The 21,417-nt window shown below is 39.4% G+C and carries 16 protein-coding genes; 4 read left to right on the top strand and 12 right to left on the bottom strand.

What is annotated here, in order from left to right:
• Positions 1-374, bottom strand: a 374-nt coding sequence (locus VJ937_RS14390; protein WP_324068245.1) for a GIN domain-containing protein, incomplete at its 3' end; no start/stop codon positions are given.
• A 373-nt stretch (positions 375-747) separates the two neighbouring features.
• Between VJ937_RS14390 and VJ937_RS14385 the strand changes: the two genes are divergently transcribed.
• Positions 748-1,362, top strand: a complete 615-nt coding sequence (locus tag VJ937_RS14385; protein ID WP_324068243.1) for a porin family protein — start codon at positions 748-750, stop codon at positions 1,360-1,362.
• 58 nt (positions 1,363-1,420) lie between these two features.
• Here VJ937_RS14385 and VJ937_RS14380 read toward each other — a convergent pair whose 3' ends face one another.
• Together VJ937_RS14380 and tsaD are read right to left on the bottom strand one after the other, a co-directional pair.
• Positions 1,421-2,146, bottom strand: a complete 726-nt coding sequence (locus tag VJ937_RS14380) for a porin family protein (protein WP_324068241.1) — start codon at positions 2,144-2,146, stop codon at positions 1,421-1,423.
• Positions 2,147-2,460: 314 nt separating this feature from the next.
• The gene (gene tsaD, locus VJ937_RS14375; RefSeq protein ID WP_324068239.1) at positions 2,461-3,483 is read right to left on the bottom strand and encodes a tRNA (adenosine(37)-N6)-threonylcarbamoyltransferase complex transferase subunit TsaD; all 1,023 of its coding nucleotides are present in this window, start codon (positions 3,481-3,483) and stop codon (positions 2,461-2,463) included.
• Between the two features lie 196 nt (positions 3,484-3,679).
• Between tsaD and VJ937_RS14370 the strand changes: the two genes are divergently transcribed.
• The gene (locus VJ937_RS14370) at positions 3,680-8,050 is read left to right on the top strand and encodes a translocation/assembly module TamB domain-containing protein (RefSeq protein WP_324068236.1); all 4,371 of its coding nucleotides are present in this window, start codon (positions 3,680-3,682) and stop codon (positions 8,048-8,050) included.
• Positions 8,051-9,222: 1,172 nt separating this feature from the next.
• On the opposite strand, the gene VJ937_RS14365 is transcribed toward VJ937_RS14370, so the two are convergent.
• From VJ937_RS14365 to VJ937_RS14335, 7 genes are read right to left on the bottom strand one after another with little or no spacing between them, the layout of a single operon-like run.
• The gene (locus tag VJ937_RS14365; RefSeq protein ID WP_324068233.1) at positions 9,223-9,675 is read right to left on the bottom strand and encodes a V-type ATP synthase subunit K; all 453 of its coding nucleotides are present in this window, start codon (positions 9,673-9,675) and stop codon (positions 9,223-9,225) included.
• A gap of 25 nt (positions 9,676-9,700) precedes the next feature.
• The gene (locus VJ937_RS14360) at positions 9,701-11,527 is read right to left on the bottom strand and encodes a V-type ATP synthase subunit I (RefSeq protein ID WP_324068231.1); all 1,827 of its coding nucleotides are present in this window, start codon (positions 11,525-11,527) and stop codon (positions 9,701-9,703) included.
• Positions 11,524-12,126, bottom strand: coding sequence for a V-type ATP synthase subunit D (locus tag VJ937_RS14355; RefSeq protein WP_324068229.1), 603 nt, complete (start codon positions 12,124-12,126; stop codon positions 11,524-11,526). The genes VJ937_RS14360 and VJ937_RS14355 overlap by 4 nt, the downstream gene beginning before the upstream one ends.
• 55 nt (positions 12,127-12,181) lie before the next feature.
• Positions 12,182-13,504: a V-type ATP synthase subunit B gene (locus tag VJ937_RS14350; protein ID WP_324068227.1), complete on the bottom strand. Its 1,323-nt coding sequence runs from the start codon at positions 13,502-13,504 to the stop codon at positions 12,182-12,184.
• Between the two features lie 26 nt (positions 13,505-13,530).
• A complete protein-coding gene (locus VJ937_RS14345) occupies positions 13,531-15,312 on the bottom strand; it encodes a V-type ATP synthase subunit A (RefSeq protein WP_324068225.1) in 1,782 nt (593 codons plus the stop codon).
• Positions 15,296-16,159, bottom strand: coding sequence for a DUF2764 family protein (locus VJ937_RS14340; RefSeq protein WP_324068223.1), 864 nt, complete (start codon positions 16,157-16,159; stop codon positions 15,296-15,298). Before VJ937_RS14340 ends, VJ937_RS14345 begins: the two co-directional genes overlap by 17 nt.
• Before the next feature lie 5 nt (positions 16,160-16,164).
• On the bottom strand, positions 16,165-16,773 hold the full coding sequence (locus VJ937_RS14335; protein WP_324068220.1) for a V-type ATP synthase subunit E family protein: 609 nt from the start codon (positions 16,771-16,773) through the stop codon (positions 16,165-16,167).
• Positions 16,774-17,447: 674 nt separating this feature from the next.
• Here VJ937_RS14335 and VJ937_RS14330 point away from each other — a divergent pair.
• Positions 17,448-17,927: an SRPBCC family protein gene (locus VJ937_RS14330; RefSeq protein ID WP_324068218.1), complete on the top strand. Its 480-nt coding sequence runs from the start codon at positions 17,448-17,450 to the stop codon at positions 17,925-17,927.
• Between the two features lie 4 nt (positions 17,928-17,931).
• Here VJ937_RS14330 and VJ937_RS14325 read toward each other — a convergent pair whose 3' ends face one another.
• Entirely contained in the window at positions 17,932-18,159 is a 228-nt protein-coding gene (locus VJ937_RS14325) for a DUF3820 family protein (protein WP_324068217.1), read from the bottom strand.
• Positions 18,160-18,161: 2 nt separating this feature from the next.
• Complete coding sequence (locus VJ937_RS14320) at positions 18,162-19,130, bottom strand: NAD(P)-dependent alcohol dehydrogenase (RefSeq protein WP_324068216.1); 969 nt, start codon at positions 19,128-19,130, stop codon at positions 18,162-18,164.
• 144 nt (positions 19,131-19,274) lie between these two features.
• Here VJ937_RS14320 and VJ937_RS14315 point away from each other — a divergent pair, with 144 nt between their 5' ends.
• On the top strand, positions 19,275-21,344 hold the full coding sequence (locus VJ937_RS14315) for a TonB-dependent receptor plug domain-containing protein (protein ID WP_324068214.1): 2,070 nt from the start codon (positions 19,275-19,277) through the stop codon (positions 21,342-21,344).
• The last annotated feature ends 73 nt before the right edge of the window (positions 21,345-21,417 follow it).

The raw sequence follows: 21,417 nt of genomic DNA, 5'->3' as shown, positions 1-21,417 counted from the left end.
GCCTTTAAGGTGTTCTCGGTAAAAACATCAGAACCGGCAGATCCGCTTATTTTCTTTAGTGCTTTAAAAGTAAGATGCGCCTTGAGTGATTTGGCATCGCGTAAGGTCTCTTTCGAATAAATTTTAAGCGTGCCGTCTTTAACTTCCGTTCTGATGTGCTTCATCAGATTCTCATCAGCCTCAAGTTTTAAGCTATTGGTATTACCCTGTGTCAAATAAAGATCGATACCGCTCGATACAGACACAGCATCAAAATTATCAACAGTACGTTCTTCTGTGGTGACTTTCTGGTTTCCCTTAATACTCGATTTAATTCCAGCTACTGCTGTAAGGGCTATGGCAGCAAAGGCCAGGATAAAAGCAATTCGTTTCATTTTTATTGGTTTTAAAGATTAATATTCAACCCTATGACGAAATAAAAAATGAAGCGTTGCAGATTTTTAATGAATATATTCAAAAATAAAAAATGTTCATTAGACTTAAATTAATACTGGTTTACATTACAAAAAATATAAGTTTATCAAAAGTGTTGTTATTTATTGCTTCTATCACCGTCCTACCCATTTTATATTATAACTTTGCTAATCAACTTAAGTTTAATATAAAAAATAAAGCAATGAAACGAACATGAATTTTTTTAATCAAAAAATACACACACGATTATGATTAAAATAAATTCATGTGAGTTCCTGAATGTGAAGAAATTTTTAGTTTCTTCATTTTCAGTAAACTAAAAATTTTAAACACATGAAAAAAACTATTTTATTAATCATTACAATGGTGGCATTTATTGGTGTGAATGCTCAAATTAACATAGGTGGATCAGTTGGATTTTCAGTCAGTAATTCAGAGTCAACAACCGATGGAACTTCCGTTGATGGGCCTACAAATACATCTATAACCTTGTTACCAGAAGTAGAATACATGTTGGCCGAAAATCTCTCTATTGGAGGTCAGATAGGCTTCAGTTTTAATAAAACAAAAGATGATGCCAATGATTTTGAATCATCGCTATTCATGTTTGAAATAGCACCCTATGGACGTATGTATTTCCCTTTAGGTGAGAATATTGAGCTTTTTGGAGAAGGCGGAATTGGATTTGCCAGAGGAACCGAAAAAATAACAATTGACGGCACCTCAAATGATGGCAACACCTATACCGATTTTAGTTTAGGCGTAGCACCAGGATTGCGTTATGCAATTTCTGAAAAATTGAAACTTGAACTACGGGCCGGTTACCTGGGCTACATGTTTTCAAGTATTAATGACAACGGCGACCCTGAAACCGTACAAAAATATAACGATTTTGGGCTCAACATTAACCTCTCAACAGTAGCATTCGGAATTAAATACAGCCTGTAAAAAAATGGGGCTGCCCTGAAAAAGGACAGCCCCAATATTTATTTAGCAGAAATCTCTTTTACATATCTAAGAAAAAGTAGCTTACTGATACAGAAATAACTCTATGAGTTGCTTTTTGATCAGCTGCATCATAATCGTCGTTTCCTTTAACAGATGAAGGAGCGGTATTAACTAATCCAAGAGAATATCCGGCATTAATTAATAATTTGTCCATTTGATAACCAATACCAAAATTTAATCCAGCATCAAAAGCTCTATATGGAGATTCATCCTCATCTAAATTTTCATAATCTACTTCTCCGAATACTGGTTTTAGTGATGTTTCATCACTATCGCTTTCCTCAAAACCATCGCCTGATACAGTTACGTCCCATTTGTTTTTACCGCCAATACCAAAAGCAAAATAAGGTCCGGCATAAACCTGGAAGCCACCAAACTTATAAGCCGCATGGATAGGTATTTCAAGATAGTTAACCATCATTCTGTCATAACCTTCGACATCAACACCCTCGCCACCCCATGCTTCTTCAATATCAAAGCTAAAGCCTTTTCGTGTAAATAAAAGTCCGGATTGAACAGCAATTTGATCACTAATACCATATTCAGCAGTTGCACCAAAATGAAAACCTAATCCCATTTTTGTCTCAGGTTCAAAATCTGAATTAGCATAATCAAATGCCATGTTATTAATATTTACACCAGCTTTAGCACCAATTTTAATTTGTGCCTGTGAAGCAACTGCAAACGCCAACACGATTGCAAAAAGTAATGATAATTTTTTCATAATGAATTAGTTTGTTTTTCTGCCTACTCTTGGGTTTTTCGGCTTTCACCTCATACTCTGTTTCCGGATTTTCTGATACCTCCCTGAAAAAATAAATGGCTGTCAACTCTTAAGTATTTCTAAAGATTGATTGCTCAATATTTAATATTACCATAAAAGTTTTTCAGCCACCTAAAATAATTTTTTGAACTAGTACCTTTATTTTTCAGGTGGCAAGATAGTAATTCCTCACTTTCAACAAATAAGTTCAGACAAAAACAATCGTTTTTTAACTTTTAAATAACATTGTGTGAAAGATTCATGAAAAATTATAGCTATAAACCCATTCTGGCCTGAGGAGTAATATCCTGTGCGGCGAAGATTTTTTGTTGGTATTTGTAGTATCCGGTTATTGCAATCATTGCGGCATTATCGGTGGTATAGCTAAACTTAGGTACAAACAGCCCAAGTTTTTCTTCTTTAGCATATTTTTCCAGCGCACTGCGCAATCCGCTATTTGCGCTCACACCACCGGCCACGGCTACCTCTTTCACCCCGGTTTGTTTAACTGCTTTATGAAATTTATCCATCAATATTTCAATAATTGTACGTTGAATTGAAGCAGAAAGATCGAGCTTATTTTGATTAATAAACTCAGGATTCTCTTTCATGCGATCCCGTAAGAAATAAAGAAATGAGGTTTTAAGTCCGCTAAAACTGTAATCGAGGTTGTCAATTTTGGGTTTATTAAATTTAAATGCATCAGCATTACCTTGTTTAGCAAGCTTATCGATAACCGGTCCGCCGGGATAGCCCAAATCCATAATTTTAGCACATTTATCAAAAGCCTCACCAGCAGCATCATCAATGGTGGTGCCAATAATCTCCATATTCAAATAATCGTGTACAAGCACCAACTGGCTGTGCCCACCTGACACGAGCAAACATAAAAACGGAAACCGGGGCTGATTGTGGTCGTGCTCATCGGCCTTAATAAAATGCGCCAACACATGAGCCTGAAGGTGATTTACTTCCACCATTGGAATATTCATTGATAAGGCAAAGCCTTTCGCAAATGATGTTCCTACGAGTAAGGAACCTAAAAGGCCGGGGCCCCGTGTAAATGCCACAGCTGAAATATCTTCGGGTTTCATTCCGGCTTCTTTGATTGCAGTATCGACAACCGGAACGATGTGCTGCTGATGCGCACGACTTGCCAGCTCCGGAACCACGCCACCATATTTCTCATGCACAGCTTGTGAGGCTACAATATTTGACTTAATTACACCATCTTCTATAACTGCCGCACTTGTATCGTCGCACGAGGATTCAATTCCTAAAATTCTAACCTTACTCATTTACGCTTTGTTTTACAAAAAATTTTGACCAAAAATCACCTTTTCACTACTCTTTTTATTTATATTGACAACGATTAGCCGTAATTACCGTTTCATTTATAAATTTGCCGTTTAAACCGACAAAATTATTAAAAAAAGAAGATACATAGGTCTTTGGGTTTTATTATTCGCACTCACTCTCCCCTTTTGGCTTTACATGGCCCTTCTGAGTAGCGACCTGCAAACCTATGTCTCGAAAATAGCAGCCCGTCAACTCTCCGAAATGACCAATTCCAAAGTCGAGGTGGCAAAAGTTTACTACAAACCCTTTACCAATCTGGAACTTCATAAAATTTTTGTCAGCGACCAGAATGAAGATACCCTGTTTTTTGTAAATCGCCTGCAAACCAGCATCAATTGGATTAATATCAAAAAACTTAATATTTGGCTTGATGAGGTAACCATTGATTCGGCAAAAATATACTTTAAACAAGACAGCACCGGAGAGCTCAATTTAAACCACTTCCTATCAGGTCTGGTTGGCGATACTACAAAAAAAGACACATCTGGTAGTCCGTTTCAACTGAATATCAGCGAACTCAATCTAAACAAAAGCCGTTTCAGGCTTAAATCGTATCAACCAAAAAGACAAAGGTTTGGGGTGAATTATGAGGATATGTACTTTCAGGATATCAACCTCAATGCCAACAACTTTAAGCTAATAAATGCAGATATTTCAATGGACATCGACCACCTGGCTTTTAATGAGCAAAGCGGACTGCAAGTCGATACCCTGGCTGGCCGATACGAAATGGATACTACAGGTATAAGCTTAAAAAACTATTTACTTCGCATAGACAGCACATTCATTAAAGCGAAATACCAAAAACTGGTGTTTGAAGGCTTTGATCAAATGAGCGATTTCCTGAACCTGGTAAGCCTAGAGAGTGAAATAACGGCATCGCGAATCAGAAGTCGCGATATAGGCTGGTTTGTACCTGAATTCAAAGATCTCGGGCTTGACCTTAGGCTTAAAGGAAACATATCAGGGCCGGTTAGCCGCCTTAAAGGAAAAAATCTGGAGGTAGCTCTTACGGATTCCACTTTTTTACAAACGAGCTTTTCAATAAACGGACTTCCCGATATTGAAAACACATTTCTTTATGTAAATATTCATAACCTGCATGGTTACCGCAATGATCTCAAACTCATCCCCATGCTGGCAGACGAAGAGGGACAGGTACCCTTACCGGAGCAAATAGCAGAATTCGGGTTCCGGGGTAACATCAGTGGTTTTGCTACAGACCTTATCACAGATGGAACGATATCGACCAGTGTGGGTAACATTTATACCAATCTGGCATACAAACAGCTCGAGGATAAAACCATTAAAATTAAGGGAAACTTCTCCGCAAAGAGAGTTGCTATAGACCACCTTACAGAAAATTATCAAATGTTGGGTAAAACTTCTCTTACATCACAAATCAATGGTACATTTTATCCAGAAGGAGGTTTTAATGCTAAAGTGGATAGCAAAATCAAATATTTTGATTTTAATAAATACCGCATCAACGATATTGACATCAGCGGAGAACTTACCGATAAGGCTTTTGATGGAGATATCACTGTGAAAGACAAAGCTCTGGATATGAATTTCACAGGTCATTTTGAATACGGTACGCAAATGCCGGCTCATCGGTTTTTACTCAATATTCATAATGTTGACTTTATTGCACTCAACCTCGATCAGGACAGCATATCAAGATTGAGCTGCGATGTAATGGCCAATGTAAAGGGAAACGATCCCAATACCATCACCGGTAGTTTGAATATGTTGGGACTACATTTCGAAAGAGACAAAAACAGCATTCAATTCAATGAGCTGGCTATTAAAGCTGACCAGCAATCTTATGAAAAAAGCCTTGAAATTAAATCAGACTTTTTCAACATTGATTTAACCGGGCATTACAATTTAACAGAACTATCTCCTGCCATTAGCCAACTGGTCAGCCAATATGCCCCGGGCTTTGCCTGGGATACTACTCACGTAGCCAACACATCGGCCAATTTTAATTTAGTGGTAGATATGATCAACATACAACCACTAATTCAATTATTTGTGCCCAACATCTCTATAAGCAACAATACAAGGCTCACAGGAAAATACAACCAGGCCGAGAACCTGCTGCTAATTGAAGGGGCAAGCGACCGGCTTGAAGTTGCCGGCATGAAACTAAACAAGTTTAATGTAAGGACTTTCAATGCACCAAACCGTATTCATGCAACTATAGCCAGCGAAAAATTCAATTATGCAGGAGATTATGCACTAAGCAATTTAAAATTGAATACCATACTCCAACCCGATTCCATTGACTTAAATGTTAACTGGGACAACAGCGCCCAAACCGATTCAGCCATATACAGTGGAAACATCAATACAGGCATTTACTATGAATCAGGAGATAGTGTTGCATTCGAAGATTTTACAATAAACCTGGATCCGTCTTACATTGTAATTGCCGATACGCTATGGAGCATTAGTAAAAGCCAGATTGATGTAGATTCGACATCATACAGTTTTGACAACTTCACTATTGAGAATGGTTTCCAGTTCCTGAAACTTCAGGGCACCCTCTCTGAGATACCAGCCGACACACTGCAGGTAAATGCCAACAATATAAATATTTCGCCTTTAAACATGTTTACCAAAAGCATGAACCTACAGCTCGAAGGTGTCTTAAATGCAGATATGAAGATCTCACAAATATATTCCAATCCCTTTATTGGCTCTAAAATTGACCTGAAAAAACTCACAATCAACAAGCAGCTCATCGGCGATACCGAAATATCTACAGAATGGGATCCATTTCTGGAAATGATACATCTCGAATGGCTATCTACAATAAAAGAAACCGAGGTACTTAATATTATGGGAGATTTTGACCCGGCTACCACCCGTATGAACTTCAGGCTTTTTATTGACCGCTTTAACCTGAACATATTGGAGCCATATCTGGAGGGCGTATTGCATGATTTGGAAGGACTAACAACGGCAGAAATTATACTTAAAGGAACGACTAAAGAACCCGAAATACAGGGCGTTGTAATATTTGACCGTACAGCTTTTACACTTGACTACACACAAACACGTTATGAAATCACTGACTGGTTCGACATAGCGCCCGACGCCATATATTTCAATGAACTCAGGGTAACAGACAAATATGATCATTACGGCCACCTTGATGGAAAAATTACCCACAATAACTTCAGGGACATAGCAGTCAACCTGAATTTCAACTCACGCAATCTGATGTTTTTAAATACACGCCGCGAAGATAACGACATGTTCTTCGGTACTGTATTTGCCTCGGGCAACACCAGGCTGGCTGGCTCGCTGGAAGACCTTGACATAGAGATTTCGATGAAAACCGAAGAAAACACAAAATTTTTCATTCCGTTAGAAAGTAGCGAAGAAGTGTCAGAATATGATTTTATAAAGTTTGCATACAAAGACACAACATTGAACCAAACTACCTCTATAGAAACTGAAGAGGAAACCACAGAAGATGCAATGAGCATCAACATGAACCTCAATATTACGCCCGACGCAGAAGTGCAAATCATTTTCGACAGTAAAATTGGTGATATAATTAAAAGTCGCGGTTCTGCCGACATGAACATAACCATGGATAAATCAGGTGATCTGAATATTTATGGTGATTACAACATTGAAGAGGGAGATTATCTTTTTACCCTGCAGGATGTATTTCAAAAACATCTTACCATAGCAAAAGGGAGCAGTCTTTCATGGGCCGGCGATCCTGAAAATGCCGTGGTAGATATTGATGCAATTTACAGGGTACGTCGTGCATCAGTTTACGACCTCACATTCAATCCCGACCACCAGGACCTGGTAGTACCTGTAGAAACCCACCTTTTAATGACAGGTGGCCTCGAATCTCCGCAGATTGGTTTTAATCTGGATCTGCCCTCAACAGCTGAGGAGACTCAAGAGCAGCTCAATAATCTCCCGCAGGAGGACCTCAACAAACAAGTGCTTTCGCTTTTGGTTATGAACCGCTTTTTACCGTTGCCAGGAGCACAAACAGCTGCAAAAACCGACGACTTCGGAATGGAAAGCAATGCCAGTGAACTACTCTCCAACCAGGTAAGTAACTGGCTCTCTCAAATTTCGGGTTCGGTAGATATTGGCTTTAATTACACGCCCGGTGATGAAGTTGAAACGCAAGAGTATGAGGTGGCTTTGTCTACACAATTACTTAATAACAGGGTAACCATACAATCAAACGTAGGTGTGGGCGGGCAGCAGGTAAACTCTACAGACGAAACAGAAAACACATCAAACATTGCAGGCGACTTCCAGGTAGATGTGAAACTTAACCGCACCGGCAAATTCAGGGTAAAAGCCTATGCTAAATCAAATGAAGACATATACACCGAAGCTGAATCCACCCAGGGTGTGGGTATTTTTTACAAAGAAGAGTTTAACACCTTTGGAGAGTTGTGGCGAAGGTTATTTGGCGAAAAACCACAAGAAAAAGCAGATTCGACCAAAACAAAATAATGTGGGTCGGCATAAGTTATGGAGTCAAGTTGAACTGTGAAAAAGGCCTGGTTTAAGCTTACCAAAAAACAGAACGCGGATTATACTGTAAATATCACCTAAATTCCGAAAGCATTTAATTTTTCCTGTTCATATTGCTCGTGCATTTTGAGCGTCGATTAAAAACATGGCGTATGTTTTAATTTAGAACATTTATTACACCGTCATTTATGGCGGTGACAAGTTACCGTTACAGCTTAGGGCTTTAGTTAGGAACTTTGGCCTGTATAGAATAATTTCCCGGCTGTAGCCTTACCGCTCTTAATTATTGCTTTGGTCCACGCCATAAATGTTGTGGTAACTCATCGCTATGCGATTTTGTAATATCGGGCTTAAAGAAATATATTTTTTTGGTTTTACTTTTTTTGAACCGTTATAAAAAGCAATAACAATTGACCTGAAAACCCACTATTCCTATTTTGTGCATGAAAACGATACCTGATAAAATAAATATTGATTATTAGCAACTTGACTCTTAATTTTTTCTGTTTTGTGTGACCCGTTCCGTTTCGTTCAATATAATTAAATTGTGTTATATGAATCCAGGCATATGTGATAACGGCCAACTCGCTTTGGGTGTTGTCGTTGAGCAGCAGGCAAATGGTTCCCAGCTAGCCGCATGAAGAAAAATGCGTTAAAAAAATCTGTTTGTTATGGCGTCAAAGTTTGCGCTGTTTGAGCTTTGATTTTTTCTAAAAAATCGAAGTGAGTTCGTAAACTTTAGCCATAACGAATAGATTTTTAGCTCTTTTCTGTAAGCGGCGGGGTTTTTTTGCCTACTTTTTTTGACCTGTAGCAAAAAAAGTAGGGTTATGCCAAAATTGGGTGCCCTATTGCACAAAACACCTGGCTGTAGCCTTACCGCTCTTAATTATTGCTTTGGTCCACGCCATAAATGTTGTGGTAACTCATCGCTATGCGATTTTGTAATATCGGGCTTAAAGAAATATATTTTTTTTGGTTTTTTTTGACCCGTTATAAAAAGTAATAGCAATTAACTTGAAAAACCACTTTATTCTGGGGATTTCGAAAATAGGTCCCAACAATAGGCGGTTATAACTATTGTTGACCTTTTCACACAAAAAAAGGACTACGCACAACGCGAAGCCCTTTTATATTGATGTAATGTTTTTTTACAATGTACCGCTAATAATAAAAGTAGCAGCAAAAGCGAGAATCGCATAAAGCTCCGGGAACACTGCTAAGATGAGCGTGCTACCAAATACTTCGTGACCAGATCCAATACCTTCAATACCATTAGCGCAAACCTGTCCCTGGCGAATTCCTGACAATAAGCCAACAAATCCCAATGCTATGCCAGCTCCGAATACAGCTGAAGACTGTGTCCAGGTAATGGCTTCGGTAAGTACACCTGTTCCTGAGATAATAAAATACCCCATAAATCCGTATAGTCCCTGAGTTCCGGGAAGTGCACTCAAAACAACGTAATTACCGAATGCTTCACTGTTTTTCTTCATTGCTCCAATAGAAGCGTTTCCACCAAAAGATACTCCGTAAGCACTTCCGATGCCGGCAAGTGCAATCATAAGTCCAATGCCGATATAAGCTAAAATAATTGGTGTCATTTGATAAAATTTTTAAGGTTATAAATTAATATTGTACTTTCTTAAATGGTTTATACTCTTTACCGCCACCGGCGAAACCGGCGTTTTTATAAAACTCTACAAAAGTCAGTCGCAAGGGGTGCACAAAGGCGCCCAACCCTGACATAAAGATGTTAATGGAGTGGCCAATTAACAGGATAAAAAGGATTACAATCTGTTTTACCACAATAACATCAGGGCTCAGATCAAAAGCCAATTGGTTAAAAACGAGACCTAAAATAGCACTTGACAGGCCAAGGGCAAATAACCTGATGTATGAGAGCAAGTCGCCAATAACACCTGTAATCATGTTGTAGGCATCCCATAATCCGGCTCCAAAGTTGATGAATATATTGCGTTTGGGATCATTGAAAATGAAAATCCCCAAACCAGCAACACCCAAAATAATGAGGTGCGGCAGGCTCCACATCAATGTTTGGTCGGGTGATTTTTCGTCAAGCAAATAAAAAATACCTGAAGAAACGATCAAAATAAACCAGCCCCAGGTCGAAACCGAATAGAGGAAGCCTTTCTGCTTGATCTGGTTTATTGCTTTCAGAATCATTCCAAACAAAATTTGAATGAGACCAAAAATCAATGCCAGATTAAACATTTGCTGTTCATCAAGGAACATAGCCCTCACATCCGATAAGAAGGGAATTGGTGCCTCGTTAAGGTTAACGCCGAAAACCGTACCTGTAAGCACACCAAACAACACGGTTGCAAAACCAAGCCATTGCACAAGTGACAAAACTGGTTTAAAATCAGGGTTGGCCTTTCTTTTATAAATGGCAGTAGCTACAAGCATAATGATACCATAACCGGCATCGCCCAGGCAGAAGCCAAAAAACATCATGAAAAATGGTGCAAAGAAAGGCGTAAGGTCGAGTTCTCCATATTTTGGCAATGAAAAAAGCTTGGCTACCGGCTCAAATAAACGGCTGTAGCGATTATTTTTCAACAAAATTGGTGGTTTATCCTCATCTTTGCCCTCTTTTTTAATGTAATAGGCTTCTTGCTTTTCAAGCCACTTATCTAGTTCTGGTACATTTGTTTCGGGTACCCAGGCTTCCAAAAACTTCACTTTTCCCTCAGCCTCATCGCTGGTTTGAAAGCGCACTTTAACTTCGCCTAGTTTATCTTCTAATTCTGCTTTGTACTTTTTTAAAGCCTCAAGGCCATTAACGGCAATCAGATTATGCTTCTCCTCAATCTCCTCTATCTTGCCATTGTTTTCCTCTATTTTTCTTTCAATATTTTCCAGCTCGTCGCCAGGTCGGGCTATCTCATCTACCTTGGGCAACAATGAGGGATAATCCTTATTTGGATCTTCATCAATTGCTACAAAATGCCTAAATCCCTTATAATCAGAGATTACGCTTATAGGATGCTCATTTTCCCAGCTTTGCTTATATTTTTTTACAGGACAAACCAGAAAACGCACATGTAAACCGGCTTTTTCAAGTTTACGGATATCGTCAAGTTTAAAGTAACCCCATGGTTCCACCTGGGTATACTCTTTTTCAAGTGCCGTCTTATCCTGGTTTAATTGATCCTTTTTTTGTTCTATGGTACTTATGAGCCGGTAAAGCGCTTTTCCATCCTCTTCTTTGTAATCATCGCTGGTGATATCAACTTCAGATGCTTTGCGTTCGAGCTGTTTTATTTTCTGACTCAAATCTGTAATGAGCCTGTATTGTTCCTCAATTTCAGGTGTTGGATCTTCTTTATGCTCTACCATGTGGGCAACCCCAATCTCCTTGAGGTTTTTCACAAAATCTTCATAGTCTGCATGAAAAACCAGAAACGAATAATGATACATTGGAACGATCATGATTGCACCTCCGCTTTCTGTTGTCGGTTTTTAACAATTTTCTGGGCTGCTTTAGACAGGTTCTCCTCATCTTCGAGAAAACGCTTAATTTTACGTATGGCATCCTGGTAGCCTGGAATCTGCACTTTTTCGTAGAGGTTTACCTTCTGCGTTGTCTTTTTTCTGGCAAAATCAAGCAATTCCATTTTACGTATAAAGACCTCGCGTTCTATCGCTATATTGGCAATTTGTTCCAGAATGCTGATACCTTGCGGAAACCATCCCGGAGCCTCAAACATGTTATAATCACTCACTTCAAACTCAATATTTTCAAGCACAGGTGTTAATACGCCTGCAATTTTTTTCGAAGCGAGCTGTACATCTTTAATTCGAACCAGATCGTGGTCGAATTCACCCCACAAACGCATCATATCATCAAGCTCCTTGCGCTTTTCATTCACTTTTTCATCGAGTTCCTCTGCCTTTTTCTTGGCTTTTTTTACTTCGACCCGGAGTGCCGACTCCTTATTTTTAAGTGTAGGCAGGGCTCTTTCGCGAATGGCAAGTTGCTTTTTCAGCGTCTGTTGTGATGTTTTATTGTATTGAAATTTTATAGCCACGTGTTCATATCTTTTGGATTAACAAATGAGAAAATAACAGATCACAAAGGCCGGGTTATTCTCCCTTCCAATACTTATCTGCCATCTCTTTCTTGATACCCACTTCAGTACGTTTGAAATATCTTCCAAATAACTCCCAGCCGATATCAAGCATCTTGTCGGTATCCACATTTACATCTATTGCCAATAATTTATCGGAATATTCTTTGGCAAAATCCAATGTACGCTCATCGTAATCAGTAAGGTCAAATCCATTTTCAAGTTTTGTTCTGGCGTTTGCAGCGTCGGCATACAATCGAATCGCGGTATTCATCACCTGTGGATGATCTTCGCGTGTTTGTTTTCCAATCACAAGCTGCTTAAGCCTTGAAAGCGAGCGGAAAGGATCGACAATTACCTTACCTATGTCAGTATCGCGACGCAAGAATAGCTGTCCTTCAGTAATGTAACCGGTATTGTCTGGAATAGCGTGTGTAATATCACCGCCTGATAACGTAGTTACAGCCACAATAGTAATAGACCCACCTGAAGGGAACTGTACGGCCTTTTCATAAATTCTGGCAAGGTCGGAATACAGGGAGCCGGGCATACTATCTTTAGAAGGAATCTGGTCCATACGGTTCGATACGATACTCAGGGCATCGGCAAAAAGTGTCATATCTGTAAGCAATACCAGCACGCTCTCATTTTTATCAACTGCAAAATATTCCGCTGCAGTAAGTGCCATATCTGGTACAAGCAAACGCTCTACTGGAGGATTGTCAGTGGTATTGACAAAACTCACAATGCGATCGAGTGCTCCTGCATTATCGAATACATTTTTAAAGTACAGGTAATCATCGTTGGTTAATCCCATACCCCCCAGAATAATTTTATCGGCTTTGGCACGCAATGCCACACTGGCCATTACCTGGTTGTAGGGCTGATCAGGATCGGCAAAAAACGGAATTTTCTGCCCCGATACCAGACTGTTGTTGAGATCGATACCGGCTATACCGGTGGCGATAAGATCCGATGGCTGCTCCCTGCGTACGGGGTTTACAGAAGGACCTCCGATTTCGCGTGTTTCTCCCTCAACTTTTGGTCCACCATCAATTGGGTCTCCATAGGCATTAAAAAACCGGCCGGCGAGTTGCTCTCCTACTTTAATTTCGGGTGACTTACCCAGAAAGGTGACTTCTGCATTGGTTGGAATACCTTCGGTACCCGAAAAAATTTGCAGCACAACTTCATCACCAATAATTTTAACTACCTGGGCCATACGTCCATCTACAATGGCCATTTCGTCGTAACCAACGTCTTGTGCGTTGAGCGAGACGGTGGCCTTTGTGATATTCGTTAGTTTGGTATATATTTTCTGAAATGCTTGGCTTTCCATGGTACTAATCTTTAATTCTGTTTTGTTTAATTTTCAACAGCCTCTTTTTTTCTTTCAGCAATGATCTTTTCCAGCTCTTTTTCGTGATTGTGGAATTTATCAGACTTAAAGTCAGAGTAGTTCATTTGTTTAAACTGGTTAATCATGCGTTTGAAAAAATCACTTACTTCCTCAAAATTTGAAAAAGTAAAATCAGTATCAACCACCTCAAGTACTTTTTCAAGCATATATTTTTGGCGATCAAGCGGTGAAGAACAGTCGATATCGTCAAATGCATCCTGCTGCAAAATCACGAAGTCGATTAGTTCTGAACGCCAGAAACGCTCATGAAATTCAATTGGTACACCATCGTCACCCAAAATATTGATTTGCTCCATGGCCTCTTTACCACTCAAGAGAATATCTTTAGTTCTCAATACATTTGCATGCCAGTGGTCTCCCATATTCTTTTGCAACGATTTCTGAACCTCTTCATAATCGAGGTATTTAGAATAACTATCGATCGGGTCAATGGCGGGATAACGCTTACTGTCGGCACGCGCCTGTTCCAGTCCATAGAAACATCGGGCTGCTTTTCTTGTACTTTCGGTCACAGGTTCTTTGAGGTTACCACCTGCAGGAGACACTGTTCCTATAAAAGTAATTGAACCCTGCTCTTTATTGTTCAAATATACATATCCTGCTCTTGCATAAAAGTTTGAAATTACAGCGGAGAGGTCCATTGGGAATGCATCGGGTCCGGGAAGTTCTTCGAGTCGGTTGGACATTTCCCTGAGTGCCTGGGCCCAGCGTGATGTTGAGTCGGCCATCATTAGCACCCTCAAGCCCATCGCGCGATAATACTCGCTGATGGTCATGGCAGTGTAAACCGAAGCCTCCCTTGCTGCCACGGGCATATTTGAAGTATTGGCAATAATTGTGGTACGTTCAATAAGTTTGCGTCCTGTACGTGGGTCATCAAGTTCGGGGAACTCTTTAAAAATTTCCACTACCTCGTTGGCACGCTCACCACATGCAGCAATTACTACGATATCGGCTTCTGCCTGTTTTGAAATGGCATGCTGAAGTACAGTTTTACCAGTACCAAAAGGTCCAGGAATAAATCCTGTTCCACCCTCAGTAATTGGGTTCAGGGTATCAATACAGCGTACACCTGTTTCGAGCAGTTTAAATGGCCTTGGTTTTTCGGCGAATGCTTTGATAGGCATTTTTACGGGCCATTTTTGAACCATCGTAACCGGAACCTCATCGCCATCGCTATTCTCAAGTGTGGCAATCTGGTCGTCTACTTTGTATTCGCCCTGCTCTGCCACATTTTTAACTTTGTAATTTCCTTCAAACTTAAAAGGGACCATGATTCTGTGGGGCATACCATTTTCAGCAACTTCACCCAGCCAGTCTCCGGCTTTAACGCTATCTCCATCTTTTGCCAGTGGTTTAAAGCTCCATTTTATATCACGGTTAAGCGGATCGGTATAATCGCCCCTTTTAAGGAAAACACCGTCCATTTTATCAAGGTCATTCTGCAGGCCGTCGTAATTGCGGGAAAGAATACCCGGGCCCAATGTAACCTCGAGCATATGACCTTCAAATTCTACTTCGCTACCGGGTCTAATACCTCTGGTGCTTTCAAATACCTGGACGAATGCTTGTAGGCCATTTACTTTAATAACCTCAGCCATTAAGGTTTCGTCACGATGCTTAATGAAACAAATTTCATTTTGTCCCACCGGCCCATTGACCTCTACAATAACCAGGTTGGCTATTATGCCGGCTACAGTTCCGGTTGTTTTATCTTTTCTTTCCATAGGTTAATGTATATTCTTCGGGAAATTTAAATTCCGATTTTATTTCGTTGAATATTTCTTCAAAAGCTTCTTTACCTTTTTCCTCATCGAGATGGTACCAGCGTTCAACAATAAATAGTTTGAGCAAAAAGGCAATTACTTTTTCCACAGTAAAATAGTTGAAAAAAGTAAGGTCTTCGAGATATTTCCATTTGTGCAAATCAATTTTGCGCTCTCTTTCGGTTATATTTTCAATCTCATAGATCTGCGTTATATCATCGACATATTCCAGTGCAGATGAAAGCCCAAAATCACATGCCTGACTTTTTTTGAGGGCATCGACCACTTCGTCATGACCAACTAAATTACCTTCTAAATCGAGGCCAAAGTTTCTGGCATTAAGTGCTGTAATTATGTTAGCCACATTCCTTTGGTACCTGGCAACTTTACTTACGAATTCATTATCGAAAGTCTCAAGGTAATCGTAATATTTAGCTGACAATAATCTGGATGCTGCCACGTCATCGGTGGGTGCACAATCGCTGTGCATCAGTTCTAAAAACTCCTTCCAGTAATCTGGATACTGATCAAGGTTTACAGTATCGAAGTGTTTTTTATCGGCAACTTCGTTAATATGCTCTTTCGTAAAATTTCCCCGATTATCCCACTTCTGTTGTTCGCCAAAAAAAGTGTCTAAAAGATTGTTATGGTCGAATGGTAAGTAGAAAAGTTTTACAAGCTTAAAATCATGTTCTGTGAGGTGATCTTTCAGATGTGCCCTCAATGATATACTTGTAAAACTTATTTTCCTATCGTCCGGTGTGAGTTCAGGTAGTCCGGATATAAGATAATAGTAATTTGTAGCCATAATGATTATTCTTCAAAAAGTAATTCCCTGGTTTTAGGACGCAAATAAGTTTGGAAGAAATTATTGAAATCCTGTTCAGTAAAACTAATTACATAGCTTCCATCGGCAGGTCCAATTTTAAAACCAGCTTTTACATCATTTGAAAAATCTATTTTAACTTCTTTATTAAGCTGACTGGCCAATTCATTCTTAAAGTAGCTTTCCATCTCTTTTTTATCTGCTTCAGGCAAAATAACACTTATATCGCCTTCGCCACGATTTACCCATCCTTCAACTACTTTTTGAATAAGGCTTCCGAGGAATTTTTTATCAGAAAAAAGCTCTTTGGTGGTTGGCTGAATGGCCTGCATGGTAACCAGATTTGCAACATCCTGCTTCAATGCTGCAACTGACTGATCTATTGCCATTTTCATTTCTGACTCCATGTGCTTTTTCATCTCCTCTGCCTCTTTTTGGGCATCAGCTTTCATCTTTTCAGCATCTTCCTTTGCTTTATTTTCAATGGCTGCTGCCTTTTCTTTGGCTTCCTTGAGGATAGATTCAGCTTCTTCGTTAGCTTTTTGGACACCTTCGTTATAAACTTTATTGGTGAGATCTTGAAGTTTAGTGGTCATAATTTACATGTTTACATTACAAACAATATCCTATGTATCAATTATATTAAAAATCAGAGCAAATATAGTAATTCTTATATCTGGCAAATATTATTCCAGCAAATAAATTTTTTGCTTAAGATGTTTTAAAACAACTATTCTCGCACACCTAAGGTATTTCAAATGAACCATAAACAATTAAAAAGAGCCTGAAGATAGCAATTACCTCACAATAAAAAAATCCATCTATTTTGTTATTTATATTTCTATATAATAAATGGTACTGTAAAGGAAATATAATACGACATGCAGATAAAAAACAGAAAAATGAAATATTTTGCCTTACATGAGATCGAGTTAAGCGAGCTTTCCGGAGATAAATCGATGCTACTTGTAGAGAAAAGAACAAGTAATAAACCAGCCATATGCAACCACAGCATTTCAATTAATCTAGCAATAAATTCATATGTTTATGTTTAATTTTCAAAGGTCATTACCTGTCCCGATACCAATCGGGATTAAACCTCCTATTTCTGACATTCAGCGTTTTACTGGAATATTCCAAAAATCATGCGCGTGTGTGTTTAAACGTTTAAGCATGGAGGTTTCATATTTTCTTATTGAAAAGCATTTAATGGATTTAAAACCTTTATCCGACAACTTTGTTTAACTTATTCAACACAAACATTAAACAAATGATTCAATTCAAATCCCATTCAGGCATATACACTTTGAAAGCTAGGCAGGTGCTAAATACCAATATTAACAAAGCCTGGGAGCTACTTTCAGACCCGAAAAACCTTGAAAAAATCACACCATCTGAAATGAACTTCACAATAACTTCTGAAGGTATAGAACCTATGTATGCAGGTCAAATAATTAGCTATAAAGTAACCCCGTTTGCTGGGTTAAGATCAAATTGGATTACCGAAATTACGCATGTGCGTGAAAAAGAATATTTTGTTGATGAACAAAGATTTGGTCCCTATAAAATGTGGCATCATGAACACAGAATTGCACCGCATGAAAAGGGCGTATTAATGACTGACAGGATAAGTTACAAATTACCTTTTGGTTTTTTGGGAAGGATAGCTCATCCTCTGATCGTTAAGAAACAACTTAAAAAAATTTTTCAGCATCGGGAACAGGTATTAAACGAAATATTCAATTCCTGAAAGCCTACCTGCCATACCTCTGGCCTTTTATAATTGGTTTTAAGAGATACTCTAAACCATTGAGTTTAATCTCATACATGGTTTGCAGCATCATTCCAAGTTTGTTATCGGGAAAACCTTTTTGATGAAACCATACAAGGTAAGGTTCAGGTATTTGATAAAGGTATCGGCCTTTATACTTCCCAAACGGCATCTTTGTAGCAACAAGCTCTTCGAGAAAATGCTTTTTCATGATTATTTTAAAACAATGACGTTTTTTCCATTAGAGTGGCCCTGCTCTGCATATAGATGCGCCTCCTGGATTTCAGAAAATTCAAAACTACTGTCAATTTTAATTTCAAGCCGGCCATCAATTACCCAATTTACAATTTGCCAAAGATCCTGTGGTTTATGGTCCATAAGTAGGGTTTTAGCTTTTTTACCCTCTGTGAAAAGCTGAAGCACTTTATGCCATAATATTTTAGGCCGCGGCAATGTATTCACATACCTTCCACCGGCATTGAGCATATTCTTCACCCCGGGAAAAGCATAAATTCCTGCGGCATCGAAAAACACATCAACTTTTTTCTCTGAGTTAATCACGTTACTTTTTCTGTAATCGATAAACTCATCTACGCCCAGTTCTCTCACAAAAGCCTCATTTTTACCGCTACTGACGCCAATTACATGAGCGCCTAAGATTTTACCGATTTGCACGGCCACATGACCTACACCGCCACTGGCACCATTTACCAGTAACACCTCACCGGATTTTAATTCAGCTTTATCGCGCAGTGCCTGTAAACTGGTTAAAGTTACCATAGGCAGTGCGGCAGCTCTTACTATACTAATCTGGTCGGGCCGCTTCACAAAACACTTTTCTGTACCACGGGCATATTCACCATAAGCCCCTCCATATTTATTATCCAACACACCCAGCACCTCATCACCAACTTTAAATTTTTCTGTTTGTTCACCGCAAGCTACTACCCTTCCAGCCACATCGTATCCAAGCGTAATGGGGAAAGGTGCGCCTAACAGAAACCTGTGATTCCCTTTGCGCTGCTTCCAATCGATAGGGTTGATAGAAACTGCATGAACCTCTATTAAAATTTGGTCGGGTTTAATTGCAGGTAATGCAGCATCGATGACAGAGAAAACTTCGGGTCCGCCAAATTCATTTATTACAGCAAATCTTCCTTTTTCGGGTATAGCGTTGTCCATAATTACATAATTTACCGGTGCAAAACTAAGCAATAACAACTTTATATGTTAAAAAACCTGGATTAAATAATTGCTTAAAACATTTACTGGCAAAAAAAGACATTTCAAATATTGTACATTTGCCGGGAATTAAAAATTAAAAACATGAAGCAAAAACTTTTTTCAAAGCCACCTAAAACAGTTTACTTCAGAAAATGGAGTCACAGGGGTTATGGCGTGTTTCAATCACAAGGGAAACAAATTGCCATTGCAACCATGGTAATGGCCACTTCGCTTACCTTTGAAACAAAAACAGCCACAGCCCAGGTCGATTCTGCAATAAACGAGCAAATTTACGAGCTTGATGAAGTAATTGTCAGTGGCGAACAGGAACCTGTAGCATTCTCAAAAATCGCCAGAATAGTTACAGTTATTGATCAAAAAGAGATTGCGGCTGCGCCTGTAAGCGACCTGAATGAGCTGCTTGAATATGCCGTGAGTTTAGACATCAAACAACGCGGCCAGCATGGAGTTCAGGCCGACATAGCCATGCGCGGCGGCACTTTCGATCAAACACTCGTGTTGCTCAACGGAGTAAATATCACCGATCCCCAAACCGGCCATCACAACCTCAACCTCCCTCTTAGCCTAAATAGTATTGACAGAATTGAAATTCTTGAAGGACCAGCTTCCAGAATGTTTGGGATAAATGCCTATAACGGAGCTATCAACATCATTACCAATACAAAGCCGGGCAATACAATAAAAACAGAAGCTAAAGCAGGTCAGTATAATTTTTTGGAACAAAACACCAGTGTCAACATCAAGGCCGGCAAAACGACACATTTCTTTACAGCTGGTCATAAAAAAAGTGATGGTTACCTGCCAAACGAAGCATTAAACAATACCGATTTCAATACCACAAACCTGTTTTATCATGGTAAATGGAAGCATAATGCCCACGAGTTGGCTTTACAGACAGGGTACAACACCAAAGCATTCGGAGCCAATAGCTTTTTTACTCCGGCTTACCCCGACCAGTTTGAGGCTACTAAAACCTTTTTTAGTAGTGTACGGTATAGCCTGAAAAAGAAAAACATTCAGCTAAAACCGGTTATTTATTACCGCAAACACCACGACAGGTTCGAGCTTTTTCGCGATACTGCTCCAGACTGGTACAATTCTCACAACTATCACATGACCGATGTGGCAGGAGGTCAGTTGCCTGTATTATTTCAAACGCGCTATGGCAATATTGCGGCCAACCTCAACATACGTTATGCTCATATTTACAGCAATGTTTTGGGCAAACCCATGCCCGGAACTAAAGCGGTGCCGGGGGAAAGTGCAACATTTAACCATCAGGATGAGAGAATTCATACCGGAGGACATTTTACATATACCCTTGATTTGGAAAAACTGCATTTTGCGGCCGGACTAATGACCTCGTATTACAACATTCTGGACAGAATTAGAACTTATCCCGGATTAGAAGTGAGCTACGAGCTATTTCGTCATTTCAGGGTATTTAGTTCTTACAATGAAGCCCTTCGACTACCCACATTTACCGACTTATACTATTCCGGCCCTGTCAACATTGGAAATCCTGACCTACGACCAGAAGAATCAAAAACACTTGAAGCAGGTGCCAGGTATGTAAACACTGTTTTTAGCTTCCAGAGTGCAATTTATTACCGTAAAGGGAACAATACAATTGAGTGGGTAAAACTTGTTGATGCTGCAGAGGAAGCACCCTGGCAGACGCAAAACCTTACAACTACAGCAACAAGAGGAGTTGATTTTGCCCTGAAAGTGCATTTAAACAAATTTTGGGAAGCAAGCCCTGTATCATTAATCAATTTAAACTATGCCTATACTGATATTAATGCTTCGGGTGAAAATGTAGAAACTAAATATGTAGCAGACAACCTAAAGCATAAATTCACAATCAGGCTTAAACATAAGCTATACAAAAACTTCAGGGCAAGCTGGGGAATTAGGTACCAGGACAGAAATGGCACCTACAACGCATACGAAAACGGTAATTATAACACAGATCTGCCTTTTAAACCTTTCTGGCTTGTAAACCTGAAAATATCGTACAAATACAATAAATGGGAGTTTTACAGCAGTATTTCAAACCTGATGAATAAAAGCTATTATGATATTGCCAATATTCCACAACCCGGCCGCTGGTTGATAATGGGTTCAAATTTTAGCATAAATTACAAATAAAAATATCCCGGTAGCAATCTTCCTGCTACCGGGATCTTCTCTATATTTTGCTTATTCAGCTTTCTGATTTAAA

Origin of the sequence: Salinivirga sp., assembly GCF_035268865.1 — a bacterium.
In the GTDB taxonomy this organism is placed as follows: Bacteria; Bacteroidota; Bacteroidia; order Bacteroidales; family Salinivirgaceae; genus Salinivirga.
This window is presented reverse-complemented; position numbering and strand designations above follow the sequence as displayed.

Coding starts and splice junctions, on each gene's coding strand:
- VJ937_RS14385 (WP_324068243.1), top strand. CDS start 748: ATGAAAAAAACTATTTTATTAATCATTACAATGGTGGCATTTATTGGT.
- VJ937_RS14380 (WP_324068241.1), bottom strand. CDS start 2,146: ATGAAAAAATTATCATTACTTTTTGCAATCGTGTTGGCGTTTGCAGTT.
- tsaD (WP_324068239.1), bottom strand. CDS start 3,483: ATGAGTAAGGTTAGAATTTTAGGAATTGAATCCTCGTGCGACGATACA.
- VJ937_RS14370 (WP_324068236.1), top strand. CDS start 3,680: ATGGCCCTTCTGAGTAGCGACCTGCAAACCTATGTCTCGAAAATAGCA.
- VJ937_RS14365 (WP_324068233.1), bottom strand. CDS start 9,675: ATGACACCAATTATTTTAGCTTATATCGGCATTGGACTTATGATTGCA.
- VJ937_RS14360 (WP_324068231.1), bottom strand. CDS start 11,527: ATGATCGTTCCAATGTATCATTATTCGTTTCTGGTTTTTCATGCAGAC.
- VJ937_RS14350 (WP_324068227.1), bottom strand. CDS start 13,504: ATGGAAAGCCAAGCATTTCAGAAAATATATACCAAACTAACGAATATC.
- VJ937_RS14345 (WP_324068225.1), bottom strand. CDS start 15,312: ATGGAAAGAAAAGATAAAACAACCGGAACTGTAGCCGGCATAATAGCC.
- VJ937_RS14340 (WP_324068223.1), bottom strand. CDS start 16,159: ATGGCTACAAATTACTATTATCTTATATCCGGACTACCTGAACTCACA.
- VJ937_RS14335 (WP_324068220.1), bottom strand. CDS start 16,773: ATGACCACTAAACTTCAAGATCTCACCAATAAAGTTTATAACGAAGGT.
- VJ937_RS14330 (WP_324068218.1), top strand. CDS start 17,448: ATGATTCAATTCAAATCCCATTCAGGCATATACACTTTGAAAGCTAGG.
- VJ937_RS14325 (WP_324068217.1), bottom strand. CDS start 18,159: ATGAAAAAGCATTTTCTCGAAGAGCTTGTTGCTACAAAGATGCCGTTT.
- VJ937_RS14320 (WP_324068216.1), bottom strand. CDS start 19,130: ATGGACAACGCTATACCCGAAAAAGGAAGATTTGCTGTAATAAATGAA.
- VJ937_RS14315 (WP_324068214.1), top strand. CDS start 19,275: ATGAAGCAAAAACTTTTTTCAAAGCCACCTAAAACAGTTTACTTCAGA.